The sequence below is a fragment of the Zavarzinella formosa DSM 19928 genome, assembly GCF_000255705.1.
GTDB classification, from domain to species: domain Bacteria; phylum Planctomycetota; class Planctomycetia; order Gemmatales; family Gemmataceae; genus Zavarzinella; species Zavarzinella formosa.
Map to the genome: position 1 here is coordinate 1 of NZ_JH636440.1, position 14,713 is coordinate 14,713.

A 14,713-nucleotide genomic window follows, 5' to 3' on the forward strand; every position below is an offset into this window, starting at 1 on the left:
AGATGCAACGATAGGGGGCCAAAATGGGGGCTAGCGTGGCAAAGCCCACCCCGCCAGTCACCTGCAACGCTTGGTTCGGCGATGATGACTGTTGCATCTCACGCGGCGATTTACTTACGACAGCATGATGCACACATTATTCGCCTTGTGCGGCCAGTTCGCCAGAACGGTCGCAAAGAACAGCACTTCGTCAATGTAAGATTCGTCATCGACGTACTGCTCGCAGCACTCGCACAACGCCTCTTGGAGAGTGTGCTTGGCCACGCGAGTCTTGCCGGGACCGTCCTTCAACCCGAGCAGTTCACTCATCTCGCCTTCGTGCCCATAGTCCATCACGGCCAGCGGCTTTTCGCTCAACCCGCCCTGCCGCTTCCTGTCGTAACTGTACGCCGACAACTCCCAACCCATTTGCGACATCCTCCCGCCGCCGAACAATGAAGCTCAGCAGCGGCCCCCGCCCGTGTGAGCTGTGATTACGGAAAACCTACTGGCGGGGGGCGGCTGCAACGCCGGGTTAGGCATCTTGATTCGCCGGCGACCTCAGCCGCCCATCTGCCCACCGCCTCCCCCCGAGACAACACGCTATCTAGTTCGGACAGTCTGTCACTCGCGGGAGCCGTACCGCACGGGCGGCTCAAAGCTCTCGACGTTACAGAACGCATCACCAAAGGGGTTTGACTTCCGGGCGAGCATCGCCAGGCACTGGACCATGTTGACGCCCTCGGCGGGGATCAGCCGTCCCGACCCGCAGTCGTAAGCAACCACGCACCACGTCTCCGGTTCACCGACGGCCCGCCAGTTCAGGTAGTTGCCGTCATCGGTGCTGCAGAACGGGATCATGCATCCGGGCCGGGGGTACGGCTCGAATGCGATCTGGTATCCGGCCCTACGGTCGTGTTCGTACTCGGAGGTCACTTGGCGGATGGCAGTCTTCAAGTCGGTCCCGTCTGGCACGTCCAGATAGTTCCAGACGTGCATGAATGATTGCAGCGAACCCGTGCCGTAAGTGGCGACGAACTGTTTGTAATCCGGGGGGAGCGCAAACCCAATCTCACGCTCCACCGCAGCCCAGTCGCCACTCGGGCACCGAGGATGTTTCGGTGGTGATACGGTACGTTTCAGGGTTTGGAGGTTCGCAAGCACGCCACACCTCGAACGCAGGCTATCTGCCTTCTACGGCCTAACGCCACAGTTCAGGTGCCGGGGCCGAAGCGGCTGGCACCAATATTACGACGACTGAGGCCCCCGGTCACCTGCAACGCCTTGTTCGGCGTCTTGTGCCCGCCGGACCGCCTCGACCAGCGGCCGCCAGTAGTCCGCCTCCCCGCCGCACAAGCACCAGGAGTTCGGGTCGGCGTCGAAGCTGTGCGGCCCCCACCCCTCCGGCACCTGGGCCGGGCAGGTGAAGTGCTCGAACACCGTCTCCAGCCGGTGCCGCGAACCGGGGTGGGCGCACAAACCCCAGTCCTCGTCGAACGCAGCGAAGAACGAACACCCGCCGCACTGCCGGCCCTCGTGGTACGCCACCTGGCAGACCGGCTCGTCCGGCCACTGGGCCTCGTACAGCATCCGCGACGCAGGATTGGACCAGTCGCCCGTCACGACGATATTCCGGTTGCCGTCCACCGTCGAAGCCCTCTTCCACCAAACAATGATTAGACCAACTCCGTTGGATCTGACGTCTCCACTCGGAGATTGGTCTATTCCGGTTGCCGTCGGGTGGTTTACGCGACGGCTGAACAGCCGTCAGCGTAACGGCCGCATCGGTTCATGTCAAAGACCAACCCGGTAGTTGGCCTATTGGGGTAACATCAAACAGTCGGGCGGGCTTTGTGCTTCACTTCAGAATAGGAGCAACCAACCTCGGCCATGTGGCTGATCAGGAATCGTTGATTCCCCTATTGCCTCACCCGTCCAAAAATGACCGCAGCAACTCATCCGGGGCGGGGGCGTAGGTGTGCGGTTCGAGGGTGGAACTGGCGCGGCCTTGGGAGAGGCTTCGCAGTTCGTCTGCGTAGTTGAACATCGTCACCAGCGGGGCGTAGGCATAGATCGTGCAGACTTTGCCGTTGGAATCTTGATGGTAGATTTCTGCCCGGCGGGCCATCAGATAGGAGAACACGTTGCCGACCGATTCTTCGGCGACGCTGATCGTCAGCTTCATCATCGGCTCAAGCAATTGCATGTTTTCCCGGCTGAACGCCTTGCGAACGGCGTCATCGGCGGCGGCCTCGAAGGCCGGTTCCGTCGAGCGTTCCGGGTCAAAGGTGGCGTCGATCAGCGTTGCGTGAACGTCCGACACCGGGAAGCCCAGGCCGCCGGATTGCAGCGCCGATTTCAGCCCGCGAACGATCACGTCCGGGAACGGGTTCGGGATTTCGTTTGGCTTCAGCTTGTTGATGACGGACACCGGCTGCTCGGCCTTGCGCGGGTCGAATTCCACGCGAACACGGGCGAACACGTTCTTCCCGCCGATCTGCCGGTCGCATTCGCCGGTCGTGGTGATCGCGTTTTTCAGCGTCTCCCGATAGCTCACCTGCGGCTTGCCGACGCGGACTTTGAGCCGATAATCGCGGTCCATCTTGTGCCGCTTCACTTCCAAATGGAGCGTGCCCATGCCGCTCATGAGGAGTTGGCCGGTGTCCTTGTCATGCCGGACGATGAAGGTCGGGTCTTCGCGTTGCAGCTTGTTGAGCGTGTTGAGCAACTTGTCCTTGTCGGCCGTTGATTCCGGTTCGATGCGCTGGCTGACCACCGGCTCGACGAAGGTGATTTTCTCCAGCAAGATCGGCTGTTGCGTTTCGCACAGCGTGTCCCCGGTGACGGAATCCTTGAGGCCGATGACAGCCACAATGTCCCCGGCGTGCGTCTCGGTCAGTTCGTCCCGCTGGGTCGGGTCGGCGTGTATATGGTACAGTTTACCGAGGACTTCCTTGGCGTCCTTGCCGGGGTTGAACACCCGTGTGTTGGACTTCATGATCCCCGAATACACACGCACAAAGAAGATGTCCCCGGAGTCTTGGGCGATCACCTTGAAGACGAGACCGCTGAACGGCTCCTTCACATCCGGCTTGCGTTTCTCTTCCTTCTCCGGTTTCTTCGGGTTCATCCCGACAACCGGCGGGCGGTCGAGCGGGCTGGGCAGGTAGGCGCAAACCGCGTCGAGCAATGGCTGGATGCCCATGTGTTCCCGGCCGGAGCCGCACAGCACGGGTTGAATCGTCCGCTTGATGGTCTGTTCGCGGATCAGTGTTTGGGCGGCGGCGATGGGGACTTCTTTCCCCTCCAGCACCAGCGAGGTGATTTTGTCGTCCGGGTCGTTTTGCGTCAGCACGTCGAACAATTGTTCGCGATACTTGGTGGCTTCTTCGAGGTTCTCCTCGGGGATGTCGGCCTTGCGAACCGTTCGGCCGTTGTCCCCGGCGTCGAAGAAAAGGGCTTTCATTTCCAACAGGTCGATCACGCCCTTGAACGGCGTCTGCGTTTCCTTGATGGAACCGGCCCCAATGGGGATGACCAGCGGCAGCGGATGCCCCTCCAGCCGGTCGCGGACTTGATCGAGGCATTGGGCGTAGTTGGCCCCGACCACGTCCATCTTGTTGACGAACACGATGCGGGGAACGGAATACTTGTTGGCCTGCCGCCAGACGGTTTCGGACTGGGCCTCGACCCCCTTCTGGGCGTCGAACACGCAGACGCAACCGTCCAACACGCGCAACGACCGCTCGACCTCGGCCGTGAAGTCCACGTGGCCGGGGGTGTCGATGAGGTTGACGTTGTGTCCGGCCCACTTGAACGGCACACAGGCCGAGTAGATGGTGATGCCGCGTTCTTGTTCTTCTTGGTCATAATCGGTTTCGGTGGTTCCCTCGTCCACGCCGCCGAGCTTGTGTTTTTCCCCGGCGTAGTAAAGCAGGTGTTCCGTGGTCGTGGTCTTGCCCGCATCGATGTGGGCGATCACCCCGATGTTGCGGATCAGTTTTAAGTCAGCGGTCGCAGCCATGAGACACCGGAAATTCGGAACTATTGGGACTGGGAATGGACGGGTATATCCGGGAGTAGGTGATTCGGGTATCAGGGAAAACCCAAAACAGGGTTTGCCAGTTGGCCAAGGCTGCCATTTATCAAGAAACAAAAAAGAATGAAAACCCGTGGGTGAACAATGGCTTGCGCACAATCAACAAGAGCCCTCCTGCGTAAGCGGGAGGGGTTGATTTCTGTGGGTGAACCCCTCCCGCTTACGCAGGAGGGCTCTTGTCGGCATTGCTGATTGACATACCCATTTGCCGATCACATCCGGAAACACAAAAATGGCCAGCAACCAATGCCGCGTTCGGCACTGACCACTGACCATTGACACTGTTCAAACTCGGCTGGTTACCACGCGAAGTGGGAGAACGCCTTGTTGGCGTCGGCCATCTTGATGGTTTGTTCACGCTTGCTGATGGCTTCCCCTTCGCGACGGGAGGCAGCCATGAGTTCTTCGGCCAGACGGAGGAACATCGGGCGTCCGCTCTTGCTGCGGCAGGCGGCGATGATCCAGCGAATCGACAGCGACAATTGACGCTTCGACTTCACAGGAATCGGCACCTGATAGTTGGCGCCGCCGACCCGGCGGGAGCGGACTTCGACGCTCGGCTTCACATTGTCCACGGCGGCGAGGAACACTTGCAGCGGGTCCGCGTCGGGCATCCGGCCCTTGATGTGGTCCATCGCCTTGTAGAAAATGCGGGTGGAGACGGACTTCTTGCCGTCCACCATCAGGCAGTTGATGAACTTGTTGACCAAATCGGAGTTAAACCGCACGTCCGGCTTTTGGTGGGTGTAACTGGCGGTGAATTTCTTCGACATATCTGGCTCGGGTCGCTCTTGTTCGGGTTGGGGTTCCTACCGTGATTACTTGCCGGACTTCTTGGCCCCGTACTTGGAGCGGGCTTGCTTGCGATCAGGCACGCCCTGGGAGTCCAACACCCCGCGGACGATGTGATAACGAACCCCCGGAAGGTCACGGACGCGACCGCCGCGAACGAGCACGATGGAGTGTTCTTGCAGGTTGTGGCCTTCGCCGGGAATATAGGCCGTCACTTCGGTCCCCGTCGAGAGCCGCACACGGGCGATCTTTCGGAGAGCGGAGTTCGGCTTCTTCGGCGTCATGGTCTTCACTTGAAGACACACGCCGCGCTTTTGCGGGCAGCCGAGCATGGCCGGGTGTTTCGGCTTGGACGTCTGCACCACGCGGGGAGCGCGAATCAACTGGTTAATCGTCGGCATAGAGTCTCGTCCATCGCCCGGTTGCTGGCCGCGAGGCCATTTTTTCGCAATGTCTTCCCAATATGGGAAAGCACTATTTTGAAGCGCACGTGGGAAAGTGGCCAGTGCCGCTTGAAAAATTTTGCCATCCCGGCCACGATACGCCGGCGACGCCCCCCGAGGAATGCCCTGATGCCGGCCGGAAAAAAATACCGCGAAGACCACAAAGAAACGATGGACGACCTGCTTCTCAACCGTCCCGGCGTCCGTCTCGGCCAGATGTTCGGCCACCCGGCGTACTTCCTGCGGGACCACATGTTCGCCTGCGTGGTCGAAGAAGGAGTCTGCTTCAAAGTCCCCGACGACTATGCCGAAAGCCGCGTCGGCGAACCCGGCGTGGAATTCTTCAAACCCGGCGGCCAGCCAATGCGAGGCTGGATTCAAATCGACCGCGAAGAGTCCGACGAATACCGTGAGGAACACCATCTGATTCAAACATCAATGACGTTTGTCGGCTCGCTGCCGCCGAAGAAGCCGAAGGGGAAGAAGTGAGGCGGGGCGACCAATGTTAACTTGCGGATGGTTGCACGGCGTCGCGGAACGGTTCGGGCAACATCTCCCAAGTGGCTTGATAACTTGCCTCAAGCGGGACGAAAATATGTTCTTGTGATCGCAAAAACAGCGGCATGTCAGGCAACACATCCCCAACGGCGAACGGTTCGATATAAGCCGTCACTGGATCAGCGGCCTCGTAACTCACAAGTGTCAGCGGCTTGCCTTCCGGCATGGCCAGCGGCGTGTCTCCAAGAGCCTCGGTGATGACCGCATGAATACCTTGAGGATCACGTATTGACGGAGGAAACAAATCGATCACCAACAGGTGAATGCCTTCTTCCAAGAACTCCACCGTTTTGCCAACAAACGACCGAATGGCCCGCCGGGAATTTTTGTTTCCCGGAGAAACAATCTCAATGATGGCCACAACTTTGCCAAGCGAATGGCGGATCGAAATCCGGTTGGCCCGCCGGGCATCTTTTTCCGCGTTTGATTCGAGTTGCTGGACCAGACGCGTTTTGGGGCGGGCGGCCACCGCCACATCCCCGGTTTCATCGTCTTCCGAATCAAAATCGGTCTTCAGAGCGATCACGTCCGGAGCGGGCGTGCCGGTGTGTTGCTCAACGAGGGCGAAATATCCCTTGGGTTTGAGAATCGCATTGAGGGTGTTTGTCATTTGTGCCGACCACATTTGATGAAAGTGGTGGTACAAATTTGAATCGACGCGGGTCCAGTCATGCGCGGGCATCGTGTCACCTCCGGCGTTATTTTACCGCGATCCGGTCGCCGGAAGAACTCGATTTTGAATGGCTAGCCTTGCTGGCCGCATTCCTTGGCAAACATGGTCTTCAGGCGGGTGAGAAATTCGGGGGGGAGGGGAACATTCGGAAGGGATTTGGTGAGGATGATCGTGTCGTGATAGGTTCTTAGGTAAATCGCGCACGGAACGCATCCGCAGAGGTGGCGTTCGAGCGTGTCGCGTTCTTCCTCCGGCAGGCTGCCGTCCACGAAATCCACGAGGATTTCCGTCACTTTGCGACACGTCAGGTTCATGACAATCGTTCCTCGTAGTGCCGGGAGAGGGCATCCCTCATCATTAATCGGGCGCGGTGCAGGCGGCTTTTCACGGCCGACAGACTCAGGCCCAGCGACTCGGCAATTTCCGCGTTCGGAAGTTGCTGCACATCCGCGAGGACAAACACGTCCCGATACGTCTCGGGAAGTTTGCCAATCGCCTCTTCAATCAATTGATGCTGTTCGGAATCCAGAACCATGTTGTCCGGCAGCTTGGGCCACGGCCGGACGAACCCCGAATGCTGGCCTTCCTCAGTGAAGTTTTCCAGCGGGTCGTGAACGCGATGTTCCTCCCGCCGGTTTCGCTTGCGCCGCACGGCCAGGGCGGCATTCACCGTCACCCGGTGGAGCCAGGTGGTGAATGCCGCGTCGCCGCGAAACGTGTCCAGCTTCCGAACCACCTGAAGCAACACGTCTTGCGTGGCATCCTCGGCGTCCGCGTCGTTGTTCAGCATCCGCCGGGCGAGATTATACACACGCGGCACATAATCCCGGAACACCACTTCGGGTGTCAGCGGCTCGTCGGTGGGAGAAACCATGCCCGCCTCCTCAGCCACTCATCTTAATAGAGTCGCGCGGCGGCGGGTATGATTCAGGGAAAAACCCGGATCGGAAAAATGAGTTTGGCCCGTCCGGGGCTGAAAAAGATTGTTTGTTGCCCGTCGGGAAAGTAATGTCTGTGCATTGGACGTGTCACGCCATTGAGTTTTTGAAGGGAAACGCCATGCCGATCAGCCGTCGTGATTTCCTGCAAACCGCCGCCGGGTCCGCCATCGGGCTGGCCGTTTCGCCCGTGCTGGCGAATCCATTGCCCCAGACGAAGAACTGCATTTTCATCGTGCTGACCGGCGGCCCCGGCCAACTGGACACCTGGGACCCCAAGCCGGAGGCCCCGGCCGAGATCCGCAGTCCGTTTGCCGCCATCCCCACGCGGATTCCGGGGGTTCGCTTCACGGAACTCTTCCCGCACATGGCCGCGAACGCCCATCGGTTTCAGGTGGTGCGGTCGGTCCATCACACCGCCGCCCCGATTCACGAAACCGGCCTGCAACTGCTCCAAACCGGCCAATTAAGCGGCCCCGATGAATCGATTCCGCACCTGCTGACCGGCGGGAAACTCCTGCCCGGCCCCATCGGCTTCACCGGCGTCAATCTGGATCGCGGCCAAACGGGCCTCACCCCCGCCAGTGTCGATGTGGAACAAGATCGTTCCCGCGAAACTTTCGGCCCTTCTTCGTTCGGCGACGATTGTTTGCGGGCCTGTCGGCTGATCGAGCGGGGAACTCGAAATGTCGTGGTGAACATGTTCACCGAAGTGTACGACCGGGTGAGCTGGGATTGCCACGCCGCCGGCGGTTCGCTGGCGACATCCCTTGATGATTACCGGGCCATTGGCCCGATGTTCGACCGGGCCTATGTCGCCCTGCTGACGGAACTGGAACAACGCGGCCTCTTGCAAGACACGCTGGTGGTGGCCGCCGGAGAATTCGGCCGCACCCCCAAGCGAAACCCCCTCGGCGGCCGCGACCATTGGGCGGGCGTCTGGAGCGTTCTGCTGGCCGGGGCCGGGGTTCCCGGCGGAACGGTGGTTGGCTCCAGCGACCGGCTTGGAAGCGAACCGGCGTCGGAGCCGGTCAAATTGGAAATGCTGAATGCGATGATTCGGGAGAAGATCGGACAGACCTCTTCGACCAAGTAGGTCAGGCTTTCTAGCCTGACTGATCAGTCAGGCTAGAAAGCCTGACCTACGGAAATCACACTTGAAACTCGGAACTCCCTGAATGGATGTGGTTACTTTTGGCGAGGCGATGATTCGGCTCACGCCCGCGAATTTTCGGCGGCTGGAACAGGCTTACAGTCTCGATGTCGAGATCGGCGGGGCCGAGTTGAACACGGCCGTCGGACTGGCCCGGCTGGGGCGAACCTCCGCGTGGGCCTCCCGGCTGACGGATAATCCGCTGGGACATCTGATCGCCAACCGGGCAAGAGAAGCCGGGGTTTCGACGGAGCATGTGCTGTTCACCGACCAAGACCGGGTCGGCGTCTACTTCCTCGAACTCGGCGCCTCCCCCCGGCCGAGCGGGTTGGTCTACGACCGGGCCGATTCAGCGATGGCGAAGATCACGCCGGGGATGATCGATTGGGCGGCCGCGTTCAAGGGCGTGAAGTGGTTCTACCTCACCGGCATCACGGCCGCCCTCAGCCCGAGTTCGGCCGAGGCCTCGTTGGAAGCTTTGCAAGCGGCCAAGAAAGCCGGGCTGACGACCTGCCTCGACCCCAACTACCGGGCCAAGCTCTGGACCGTCGAACAGGCGGCCGCGTGGCTGAACAAAGCAATCACATACGTTGATGTGTTGGTGACCAACCCGGAGGATGTCGAACGCTTCTTCGGTGTCCCCGGCAAGGACGTGGAACAGGCGACGGCCGAGGCGGCGAAGAAGTTCAATCTCGGCGCCGTCGCCATGACGATGCGGCAAACGCCGTCCGTCTGGAAGAACACTTTCACGGCCGTCGGCCACGCGAAGGGCCAATTCCTCCGCACGGCCATCCACGAGGTGGAAATCGTGGACCGGCTCGGCGCCGGGGATGCGTTCGTCTCCGGGTTGATTCACGGGCTGATGAACGGCGATTTGCAACAAGGCTTGGATTACGGCGCCGCGATGGGGGCGCTGAAACACACCGTCCCCGGCGATTTCCCGTGGCTGACAAAGGCCGAGGTGGAAGGCGTCGTCAACGGCATGGGCTTGCGAATCCGACGCTGATCTTACTCACAATTTCGCATCGGCAGTTCCAGCCGGCAACAGCCGAGGTTGAGGGCATCCTTCGGGATGCCCGCCTCGACAGCCTCTTCCAGCACGCCGGAACAGAGGCCGTACCACACGAATCGGCCTTTTTTCGTGCCTTCGATCAAATCGGCGTGCTTCAGCATCATCAAATGATGGGACACGTTGACGGGAGGAATCGCCAGCATTTCGGCGATTTCGGTCACGTTATGGGGGCCTTCGGCCAGAAACCGCACGATTTTCAAGCGTTCCGGAGCGGCCAAGGCGGCCAGCACCTGGGCACAGCGTTGCGGTTGGATCGGGTCTTTTTTTGCCACGGTATCATCCCTCAATGTCTCTCATGATCGCATGTTCCCCCCTTTACGGGAAGTTGACAATTGAGAACACCGTCAATTTTTCCGTGGGTGACGTTCGCACAGGCCATCTCATCCCCCGGTCCCTTGATAAACTAATCCATACCCTCCCGACCACACACCAAGAAGCAAACCATGTCTTCAGCCAGCCAAACACTGCTGTTCGCCGCCCTGTTGGCGGTTCCGCTGTCGATCCGTGCCGAGTCGGCTCCGCCCAAGTTGCCGGGCGGTTGGGAGTTGACGGCCCAGCGGGAGGAGATTCGGCCCGAGCTTTCGTTTGACCCGAAAGGAGGGCCGACCGGTTCCGGGGCGATGATTCTCACGGCGGGAGATTCCGTCGCCTATCAGGGGTGGCTGCGAAAGTCCGTCCCCGTCACCGGCGGGAAGTTTTATCTCTTCACGGCCAAACGCAAGACCACGGGGGTGGAGGCACCACGCCGCAGCGCCATCGCTCGGATTGTCTGGCAAAACGCCGGCGGCAAATCGGTTCTGGCTGACGTGCCTCCCGGCCATGAGAAGGAAACCGGCCCCGTGCCGCTGGCCGAGCCGGAACACCCGCTGGACGGCGCCACCGACAAACAAGGCTGGACGGAAGTGACCGCCATCTATCGGGCGCCGACGAAGGCCACGCAGGCGATTTTGGAATTGCACCTGCAATGGGCGCCGAAGGGCCGGGTGGAATGGGCCGACGTGGGCTTCACGGAAACGGCCCCGCCGCCGAGCCGGCCCGTGCGGCTGGCGACCATCCACCACATTCCCTTGGGCAAATCAATGCGGCAAAATTGCGAGGAATACGTCCCGATGATCGCCGAGGCCGGCAAACAGAAGGCCGACTTGGTGGTGCTGGGAGAAACCGTGCCGTACATCAATCTCAACAAGCCGCCGCACGAAACGGCCGAGGCCATCCCCGGCCCGACGACGGACTACTTCGGCGGTCTCGCCAAAAAGCATTCCACCCACATTGTCGTGAGCCTTTACGAACGAGACGGCAAAGCCGTGTTTAACACCGGCGTGCTGCTCGGACCGGATGGCAAACTGATCGGCAAATATCGCAAGGTGTGCCTGCCGCACAGTGAAGTGGAAGCGGGCGTGGCCCCCGGCAACGAGTATCCGGTGTTCGACACCAAGATCGGCAAAATCGGCATCATGATTTGCTACGACGGCTTCTTCCCCGAAGTGGCCCGCGAACTGACCAACCGGGGCGCCGAGGTGATCGCGTGGCCCGTCGCCGGGTGCAACCCGTTGCTGGCGAAGGCCCGAGCCTGCGAGAACCATGTGTATGTGGTGAGCAACACCTATTCGGACCTCAAACGCGACTGGATGATCTCGGCCGTCTATGACCACGCCGGGGCGCCCCTCGCCAAGGCCGCGAAAATCGACGATGTGGTTCTGGCCGAGGTGGATCTCAGCGAACGCTATTTCTGGCGAAACAACCTCGGCGACTTCCGCTCAATGGCCCAACGCCACCGGCCGGATGTGAAGACGGTTGTTGAATCCAAAAAGTAGCCGAAAATGATTTTTCGACCGCTTTGATCGGTGTTGAGAAAAGGAGCCGGAAAGACAAAATTTCCGGCCCGACGAGCCGAACATTTCTCTTCGCATGACTGTCTCATCACGGCGGCTTGTTGTCCCTTGCATTTCAAACAATCGCCCGGACAATAACCGCCTGTGAAATGCCCGTCACACCCTTTCAAGGATTTCCCCACATGCCCAAGCCTATTCGCCTCCGGATGGAGGAACTATGCGCCCGGATCAATCCCGCCGGAGCCCTTGATCCCTCGTTTGGCGACAACGGGATCGTGCTTGACAGCGAGTCCGGCTTTTATGCCGGTGCTGCCGACACCGTTTTGATCCAGCCGGACGGCAAGATTGTCGCCGCCGGGACAGGCTCCGATGGCGTCAACAGCTTCCCGGCGGTGTTCCGGTTCAATTCGGATGGAACACCCGACACCACGTTTAGTCATGATGGCATCGCCACCTTCAATATCCGGCGGGGAAGCAGCCAGGTGTTCTCGGCCGCCTTGCAGCAGGACGGAAAAATCGTCGTTACCGGGACCGTCAGTGTCGACGGCAATTATCAAGTGTTCTTGGCGCGATTCGATGCCGACGGGAGCGCGGATACTTCGTTTGGCGGCGGGGATGGCGTCGTTCTGACCGACGAGTCGCCGGTTGATGACAACGGCTTCGCGGTTGCCATCCAGCCCGATGGCAGGATTGTGGTCGGCGGAAGCACTCAGACCGATCCGAGTTCGATCAACAGTCAGATGATGGCTCTTCGCTACAACACGAATGGCTCGCGCGACAACACGTTCGGCAACCACGGAGTTGTCAAACTGGACTTTGGCCCAAGCAATCCGGGCGCTTTTGACGTGAAGATTCAGGGAGACGGAAAAATTGTCCTCGCGGGGACCAGTTCCACCACCAGCGACAACTTCGGGTTTGCCCTGGCCCGTCTCAACGCCAATGGCTCCCCGGACACGACTTTCGGCGACGATGGCCTCGTCCTGACCGCGCCGTCGGACATGCAGTTTGAAGCCATTGAGGGGATTGCCTTGCTTCCGGACGGAAAGATCCTGGCGGCCGGGGGAGCGGGGATTGGCCCATCCATCACACCCACTCCGGTTCTTCTGCGTTACATGCCCGATGGTTCCTTGGACACGACATTTGACGACGACGGAATCGTGACCACAGATCTGCCGAGCGACGGCGGCGGAATCGCCAATGCCATCGCGGTACAAACCGACGGCGACATTCTCCTCGGTGGTCTCCTCGCCAGCGGGTCCCCGACCCTCACCCGATATTTGCCGGACGGGCAAATCGACACCAACTTCGGGCCGCCCGAAAACAGCATTATTCCGGGCGTGGTCGTGACAAACTTGGTTCCGGGCGCCGTTAACGGATTCCAAAGCGTGGCTATCCAACCGGACGGGAAAATCGTGGCGGCCGGCGCCGGCCAGACACTGGCCATTGCCCGGTTCCAAAACCGGCCCGGCCCGACCCCGGTGTCGGTGGATGACGAATACACCGTTGATGAAGACTCGGTCCTGACGGTCGATGGCGCCGATGGCCTCCTCGCCAACGACACCGTGACCGACACCCCGCCGACGAGCATCTCCGTGCTTCAACAGCCCGCCCACGGCACTTTGGAATTGAGCCAGACAGGGGCGTTTGTCTACACGCCCGATCCAGACTTCAGCGGAACCGACAGCTTCGTGTACATGCTGGACAACGGGCAGCAAAGTTTTCCGGCCACGGTCAGCCTGAGCGTGACCGCCGTGAACGATGCCCCGGTCGCGGTCGCGGACAATTACGTCATCAATGCCGTTGATGAATTTGACGTGCAGGCTGAGGATGGGTTGCTCGCCAACGACACAGATGCCGACGGCGATCCCCTGACGGTGACTCTCGTGACTCCTCCCGAGGTCGGAGGTCTGCTGCTCAATTCGGATGGATCGTTCGCCCTTTTCCTGCCTGAAGATTTCATCGGCCAGATCACCTTCCAATACCAAGTGAGCGACGGACAGGCCGAGAGCGCCGTTCAGACGGTCACATTGACCCGCGAGGCCATCGCGGTGGTCGATGGGACCCGGTTGTTCGTGTACGGCACCGAGGGAATCGATTCGGTTCAGATTCGCCCGACCGGCGGGCCGGCCTTGGTGGTCGAACTCCAGACACCCAACGGGCTGGTGACGCAAACGTATCGTCCATCCGTGCCCGGACAGTCGTTTGGCGTCATCACGGCGTATCTGGCCGGCGGCAACGACTCGTTTGATTCATCCGGCGTCAGTCGGCCGGTCAGTCTGGTCGGCGGAGACGGAGATGACACTCTGACGACCGGGGCCGGGGCCGACACCATTTTCGGGGACTCGGTTGACGGCGCCGGAACCGGGGCCGACGTGATCGACGCCGGTTCCGGCGTCAATGTGATCCTTGCCGGAGACGGTGACAACCAAATCACCACCGCAGGCGGAAACGACTTCGTCACCGCCGGAAACGGCAATAACACCATCAACACCGGATCGGGAATTGACATCGTCACGGTTGGCAACGGAAGCAACACCATCAACACCGGGGATGGAAGCGATTCCGTGACGGCCGGGAATGGCAACAACACCATCGACGCCGGGAACGGGACCGACTCCGTGACGGTCGGCGATGGAATCAACTCCATCACCGCCGGCGGGGGGAACGACACTGTCATGGCCGGGACTGGCGGGGGCTTCATTGACGGCGGCGACGGCAATGACTTCATCTCGGTCCTCGGCGGGAACAACCATCTCCTCGGCGGCGACGGAAACGACGTCATCCTCGGCGGCGATGGCGCCGACTCCATTGAGGGGGGCGCCGGCAAGGATTTGCTGTCTGGCGGCCTCGGGGCCGACACGCTTGACGGTGGCATCGGAAACGACATGCTCTTTGACGGCGCCGTCATCATGACCGGCCAGGAGCCGGAAGTCTTGGCGGCCATTCTGGCGAGTTACGTCCCTTCCAATCGGGCCACGCTCGTTCAAATCACCCAAGAACTGACCGTCACCCCGGACACGGCCTCGGCCGACAGCCTTGTCGGCGGCGGCGGTACGGACTGGTTCTGGACGACTGATGGAATTGACACCACTGATCGGCTGGCCGCCGAACCGCTGAACAGCGTTTCATAAGCCAGCGTGGCTGGGAAGCGGCCGGAATTTCGGGCATGGACTC

The 14,713-nt window shown here is 60.6% G+C and carries 15 protein-coding genes; 5 read left to right on the forward strand and 10 right to left on the reverse strand.

Annotated features, from left to right (window positions below; all coding sequences use genetic code 11):
- Nucleotides 1–114: 114 nt before the first annotated feature.
- The 6 genes from BGIM_RS0110475 to rpsL all read right to left on the reverse strand — a co-directional run bounded on the left by BGIM_RS0110475 (nt 115) and on the right by rpsL (nt 5,271).
- Nucleotides 115–408: a hypothetical protein gene (locus BGIM_RS0110475; RefSeq protein ID WP_020469733.1), complete on the reverse strand. Its 294-nt coding sequence runs from the start codon at nt 406–408 to the stop codon at nt 115–117.
- Between the two features lie 195 nt (nt 409–603).
- Entirely contained in the window at nt 604–1,143 is a 540-nt protein-coding gene (locus BGIM_RS0110480) for an SMI1/KNR4 family protein (protein ID WP_261339974.1), read from the reverse strand.
- A gap of 84 nt (nt 1,144–1,227) precedes the next feature.
- Nucleotides 1,228–1,626, reverse strand: a complete 399-nt coding sequence (locus tag BGIM_RS0110485; RefSeq protein WP_020469735.1) for a hypothetical protein — start codon at nt 1,624–1,626, stop codon at nt 1,228–1,230.
- A 280-nt stretch (nt 1,627–1,906) separates the two neighbouring features.
- Nucleotides 1,907–4,003: an elongation factor G gene (gene fusA / locus BGIM_RS0110490; protein WP_020469736.1), complete on the reverse strand. Its 2,097-nt coding sequence runs from the start codon at nt 4,001–4,003 to the stop codon at nt 1,907–1,909.
- 374 nt (nt 4,004–4,377) lie between these two features.
- Nucleotides 4,378–4,851 (reverse strand): 30S ribosomal protein S7, encoded by a 474-nt coding sequence (gene rpsG / locus BGIM_RS0110500; RefSeq protein WP_020469738.1) that lies wholly within the window; start codon nt 4,849–4,851, stop codon nt 4,378–4,380.
- A 45-nt stretch (nt 4,852–4,896) separates the two neighbouring features.
- Nucleotides 4,897–5,271 carry a 30S ribosomal protein S12 gene (rpsL, locus tag BGIM_RS0110505; protein WP_020469739.1) on the reverse strand — a complete coding sequence of 125 codons (375 nt, stop codon included), beginning with the start codon at nt 5,269–5,271 and terminating at the stop codon, nt 4,897–4,899.
- 171 nt (nt 5,272–5,442) lie between these two features.
- Between rpsL and BGIM_RS49760 the strand changes: the two genes are divergently transcribed.
- Nucleotides 5,443–5,802: a hypothetical protein gene (locus tag BGIM_RS49760; protein ID WP_020469740.1), complete on the forward strand. Its 360-nt coding sequence runs from the start codon at nt 5,443–5,445 to the stop codon at nt 5,800–5,802.
- A gap of 16 nt (nt 5,803–5,818) precedes the next feature.
- Here BGIM_RS49760 and BGIM_RS0110515 read toward each other — a convergent pair whose 3' ends face one another.
- From BGIM_RS0110515 to BGIM_RS0110525, 3 genes are all read right to left on the reverse strand, one after another.
- On the reverse strand, nt 5,819–6,553 hold the full coding sequence (locus BGIM_RS0110515; protein WP_020469741.1) for a DUF4058 family protein: 735 nt from the start codon (nt 6,551–6,553) through the stop codon (nt 5,819–5,821).
- A 62-nt stretch (nt 6,554–6,615) separates the two neighbouring features.
- Complete coding sequence (locus tag BGIM_RS49765; protein WP_020469742.1) at nt 6,616–6,858, reverse strand: anti-sigma factor family protein; 243 nt, start codon at nt 6,856–6,858, stop codon at nt 6,616–6,618.
- Nucleotides 6,855–7,418, reverse strand: a complete 564-nt coding sequence (locus BGIM_RS0110525) for an RNA polymerase sigma factor (protein WP_020469743.1) — start codon at nt 7,416–7,418, stop codon at nt 6,855–6,857. The genes BGIM_RS49765 and BGIM_RS0110525 overlap by 4 nt, the downstream gene beginning before the upstream one ends.
- A gap of 134 nt (nt 7,419–7,552) precedes the next feature.
- On the opposite strand from BGIM_RS0110525, the gene BGIM_RS49770 reads away from it, so the two are divergent.
- Both BGIM_RS49770 and BGIM_RS0110540 read left to right on the forward strand, forming a co-directional pair.
- On the forward strand, nt 7,553–8,578 hold the full coding sequence (locus tag BGIM_RS49770) for a DUF1501 domain-containing protein (protein WP_020469744.1): 1,026 nt from the start codon (nt 7,553–7,555) through the stop codon (nt 8,576–8,578).
- Nucleotides 8,579–8,660: 82 nt separating this feature from the next.
- Nucleotides 8,661–9,641, forward strand: a complete 981-nt coding sequence (locus BGIM_RS0110540) for a sugar kinase (protein WP_020469745.1) — start codon at nt 8,661–8,663, stop codon at nt 9,639–9,641.
- A 2-nt stretch (nt 9,642–9,643) separates the two neighbouring features.
- Here BGIM_RS0110540 and BGIM_RS0110545 read toward each other — a convergent pair whose 3' ends face one another.
- Nucleotides 9,644–9,979, reverse strand: coding sequence for an ArsR/SmtB family transcription factor (locus BGIM_RS0110545; protein ID WP_020469746.1), 336 nt, complete (start codon nt 9,977–9,979; stop codon nt 9,644–9,646).
- Nucleotides 9,980–10,150: 171 nt separating this feature from the next.
- On the opposite strand from BGIM_RS0110545, the gene BGIM_RS0110550 reads away from it, so the two are divergent.
- Together BGIM_RS0110550 and BGIM_RS0110555 are read left to right on the forward strand one after the other, a co-directional pair.
- On the forward strand, nt 10,151–11,521 hold the full coding sequence (locus tag BGIM_RS0110550) for a carbon-nitrogen hydrolase family protein (protein WP_020469747.1): 1,371 nt from the start codon (nt 10,151–10,153) through the stop codon (nt 11,519–11,521).
- Nucleotides 11,522–11,721: 200 nt separating this feature from the next.
- Nucleotides 11,722–14,670 carry a tandem-95 repeat protein gene (locus BGIM_RS0110555; protein ID WP_157368864.1) on the forward strand — a complete coding sequence of 983 codons (2,949 nt, stop codon included), beginning with the start codon at nt 11,722–11,724 and terminating at the stop codon, nt 14,668–14,670.
- The last annotated feature ends 43 nt before the right edge of the window (nt 14,671–14,713 follow it).